Origin of the sequence: Anabaena sp. UHCC 0399 (genome assembly GCF_034931465.1) — a bacterium.
Lineage (GTDB): Bacteria > Cyanobacteriota > Cyanobacteriia > Cyanobacteriales > Nostocaceae > Trichormus > Trichormus minutissimus.
On sequence record NZ_JAYGGZ010000110.1, the window covers coordinates 1 to 4,157 of the forward strand.

5 protein-coding genes are annotated in these 4,157 nt (G+C 42.8%); all 5 read left to right on the plus strand.

Annotated features, from left to right (window positions below; translation table 11 throughout):
• Positions 1 to 286 precede the first annotated feature (286 nt).
• Positions 287 to 1,459 (plus strand): hypothetical protein, encoded by a 1,173-nt coding sequence (locus VB693_RS28840; RefSeq protein WP_323269263.1) that lies wholly within the window; start codon positions 287 to 289, stop codon positions 1,457 to 1,459.
• Positions 1,460 to 1,548: 89 nt separating this feature from the next.
• Positions 1,549 to 1,773: a type II toxin-antitoxin system HicB family antitoxin gene (locus VB693_RS28845; RefSeq protein WP_323269264.1), complete on the plus strand. Its 225-nt coding sequence runs from the start codon at positions 1,549 to 1,551 to the stop codon at positions 1,771 to 1,773.
• Positions 1,766 to 2,005 (plus strand): type II toxin-antitoxin system HicA family toxin, encoded by a 240-nt coding sequence (locus tag VB693_RS28850; protein WP_323269265.1) that lies wholly within the window; start codon positions 1,766 to 1,768, stop codon positions 2,003 to 2,005. The genes VB693_RS28845 and VB693_RS28850 overlap by 8 nt, the downstream gene beginning before the upstream one ends.
• Positions 2,006 to 2,112: 107 nt before the next feature.
• Entirely contained in the window at positions 2,113 to 3,552 is a 1,440-nt protein-coding gene (locus VB693_RS28855) for an NB-ARC domain-containing protein,Caspase domain-containing protein (protein WP_323269266.1), read from the plus strand.
• Positions 3,546 to 4,157, plus strand: a 612-nt coding sequence (locus VB693_RS28860) for a tetratricopeptide repeat protein (RefSeq protein WP_323269267.1), incomplete at its 3' end; no start/stop codon positions are given. The genes VB693_RS28855 and VB693_RS28860, both read left to right, overlap by 7 nt.

Below are 4,157 nucleotides of genomic sequence, written 5' to 3' on the forward strand. Positions count from 1 at the left end.
AACAACTTGAAAAACCCAAACTATGTTAAGCAATGTAAAAAGACTAGGAACCCAAACTATGTTAAGCAATGTAAAAAGACTAGGATTGAGTTCGTAGTATTCGCGTAGCGTCTCGTAGAGAGGACTTTAGTCCTTTTTTGTTCGCGGAGCGTCTGTCTACGACACGCTATGCGAACGCAGAGAGAACTAAAGTTCTCACTACAAACCTTTAATTATTTACCCTGTTTTACTTATCCGTGGAGTAATTAATTTTGAATTTTGAATTTTATATTCGGAGCGCAGCGACGTGACCACCGTAATCTTTGTACACGGCACAGGGGTAAGGGGACGGGAATATGAGGAAACTTTTCAGATAATTGAGCAAAAAATTCACGCCCACAATCCAGATATTACAGTTGCGCCTTGTGTTTGGGGTGATGTGTTCGGCACAAAGTTAAATGCTAACGGTGCATCAGTGCCTTTATATGATGGGACACTGGCTTTAGATGAGGTGGAGACAGAAGACCCAGATGTTGTCCTGTGGGGTGAATTATATCGCGATCCTTTGTATGAATTGCGCCTGCTCTCATTAAAATCGATTGAGGAAGGTAGCTCAAATCCTTTTGGGGAACAGCCCGCAGATAGGTTACAGAGGCAGGTTGAGAATTTCACACCTACCGCCGAACTAGAAGCGGAATTGTCCAAAGCGGGAATTACTGGAGTGTTTGGAGAAGCGCGAGAGGTGGTGATTCACTCTCAGGCTTATGAGGAAGTTTTACCCATAGTTAGCGAATCTGATTTAAATGAGTATTCGGCAGTTGTCGCTAGGGCAATTGTCGCCGAAGCGATGTTGATTAGTGAACAACAGGAAAAATTTCCGCCCATACTCACTGATGCAAAATTGCGAGACAAAGTTGTAGAATCCCTGGTTTTGACTTTAGCTGAGGCGCAGTTAGGTTTGGGTGATTGGTTAGTCAAGCCATTGCTGCACCTGGGGACAAATTATGTCAAACGCAGGCGTGGTGCTGTGACTGATAAGGTTTCGCCTATGCCCTCTGATATCCTGTTGTATCAGACGCGGGGGGAGAAAATTCGGGCTTTTATCAAAGAACAAATCGCCCAAGCTGAACCGCCGGTAGTGTTACTCGCCCATAGTTTAGGGGGAATCGCTTGTGTAGATTTGCTGGCGCAGCAACCACTGTCTCAGGTGGAATTATTGGTTACGGTGGGTTCTCAAGCACCGTTTTTATATGAGATTAATGCTTTGTACAGTCTAGAATATGGTCAACCATTGCCGGAATATTTCCCGGAATGGTTAAATATTTATGATTTACGGGATTTCCTCAGCTACGTTGGTAGTAGAATTTTTCCTAATGTTCAGGATGTAGTGGTGGATAGCAAACAACCATTCCCTCGTTCTCATGGTGCTTATTGGACAAATGCTAAAACTTGGGAGGCGATTTTTGCAAGGTTGCCGTGATGAACAAAAAGATCCCCGACTTCTTTGAGAAGTCGGGGATCTGAACCCCTCGATTTTCCGTATATTAGCAGGGTAAAGGTAAATTTGATATGTCCTATAAAGTCAGCATTGTCATCGAAAAAGATGAAGATGGATATTATGCTTATTGTCCTGAACTTCCTGGTTGTCAATCTCAAGGTGATTCACTAGCAGAAGTACAAGAAAATATTAAAGAAGCGGTTGAACTGTACATAGAAACATTGTCTCATGCAGAAAAGCAGGCACTTCAAAACAAAGAAATATTAACAATGACGTTGGAGGTTAAAGTTGCCTAAACAGCCTCGCCTCACTGCAACAGAAGCTGAAAGCCTTTTGTTGAAAGCAGGCTTTATTCAAATTAGAAGTAAAGGAAGTCATAGAGTTTATCTTCGAGAAGCAGTGAGAGTTGTGATTCCTTTTCATTCAGGCAAAGTTATGCACCCCAAGATAATTAAACAGGTTCTACAAGCTATTGGCACATCTGACACAGAAACCATGCCAGATGAAAATACTGAGAATGACAGTTAAACACCTCAATAAATACCACGATCCCCGACTTCCAGATCCCCGACTTCTTAAAGAAGTCGGGGATCTGAACCCCTCGATTTTCCCATCACCTGAGAAACTAAATCATCATGCAGTTGACGGCTAAACCGGAACGTACTTATGGGTTGGTGGTGGGTATTGAAAAATATCACGAACCTCAATGGAATGTACTCGGAGGGGGACAAGCCGAAGACGCGCTGAGGTTTGCGCGGTGGTTGTGTGGGTGTGGTGTACCACAGGGGAATATTCGGCTGTGCTTGTCGTCATTGCCAGAAAATGATCACTTGGTTGGGGAATGTGAGTTAACGGTGGAGTTAGCGACAGAACAAAATCTCTACGATATTGTGACTAACTTTCTCTCACAAAAATCAGGTGATTTGCTCTACATATTCTGGGCTGGGCATGGTTTGATTTCTTCAGAACGAGAACGTAGGTTGATTTGTGCTGATGCGACTAAACAGAGTTGGCTAAATCTAGATTTACATTCCTTGCTGCTGTTATTGGGTTCTGATAGGTTTGGCATTCGTCATCACGTCTGTATTATTGATGCCTGTGCTAATTATCTTAGAGAAACACCAACTAATTTAGGTGGAAAAACATTTCCTAGTGGGAAGCCAAGAACGGATAGTCAACAGTTTGTGTTACTGGCAGCGCGGGAAGGAGAAACAGCTAAGGTAAACTCGGCAGAGAAAACGGGGTATTTTTCCCAAGCGGTGAGGGAGGCTTTAATACAAGGGAATGAAAGCTTTCCGCCGGATATGTTGGCGGTTGCGGAACAAGTTAAACAGCAATTTCAAAGTTTAGATAAAAAACAACTGCCGACTTATTTTTATTACCGTAATTGGGATGGAGATCAAGAGAAATATCATTACAACCCTTTTGATATCCCTCACAATATTCAACAGAGTAACGCCATTAAATTTGTCGGTAGAGATGAGAAGTTAGCAGAACTGCATCAGCTATTAAAAGAACATGATGTAGTTGTAATTAGCGATGCGACTGAAAAAGGTGGGGTAGGTAAAACAGAGTTAGCCATTCAATACTCATGGCAACATTTAGAAGATTATCCTGGCGGGTGTTGCTGGTTGAATCCCCAAGGTGCTGAATTAGGAACACAGTTAGTAGAGTTTGGCATGGTGAATTTTCTTAACTTTTACCCTCCCCAGGAATTAAGCCTGACTGGTAAGGTTGCTTATTGTTGGCGGAATTGGCAAACGGGGAAAGCTTTATTGGTGTTTGATGATGTTAAAGACTGGAAGCAAATTAAAGACTATCTGCCAGCTAAGGGTTCTCGCTTTAAAGTGTTAATCACCAGTCGTCAAAATACTGGCTTGATATATCCCTCTCTGCCGTTAGGTGAATTGTCAGCAGATGCAGCCTTAGAATTATTAACCAAGTTATTGGGACGCGACAGGGTTGAAGGAGAATTAGAATTTGCCCAAAAGCTTTGTCAGTTTGTGGGTTATATACCAATTGGACTGTACCAAGTGGCAGCATACAGCCGAGAACCAAGGAGAGTGTTATGTTAAAGGACATCCTTGCAAGGCTACAACAAAAGCAAGCAGCAACAGGTGAGTCTGGTGTAGCAGCAGCCTTTGATTTGAATTGGGAGTGCTTAGAACAAGAGGCGCAAAAGTTGGCTTGTTTGTTGAGTTTGTTTGCTTTAGCTCCTATTCCCTGGTCTTTGGTAGAATCAGCAGCGAGTGCTAGTAATTTAGAATTTGACCTGAAAGCTAACGGCAATATTTTAGTTGAGCGTTATTTGCTGCAAGAGTTGGCAGAGGAAACTTACCAAATTCACGAACGCATTCAGGAATTATTGCGGCAGAAGTTGGAAGAGTTAGCGGAAGTTGACGAACTCAAGCGCGGCTTTTGTCAAGCGGTGGTAGCAGTTGCCAAGAAGATTCCACAGACACCCACATTGATAGAAATTGCTCAAGCAAACCTGGCTATCCCTCACCTTGAGGAAGTTGCCACAATTTACCAAACTTGGTTAAGTGATAATGATTTAACTTGGCCTTTCGTCAGTTTGGGCAGATTTTACCAAGGACAAGGAGCTTACGAGCAAGCTTTACCTTGGCAGAAAAAATGTTTATTAGCTACTAGAGAACGCTTTGGGGAAGAACACCCCGAT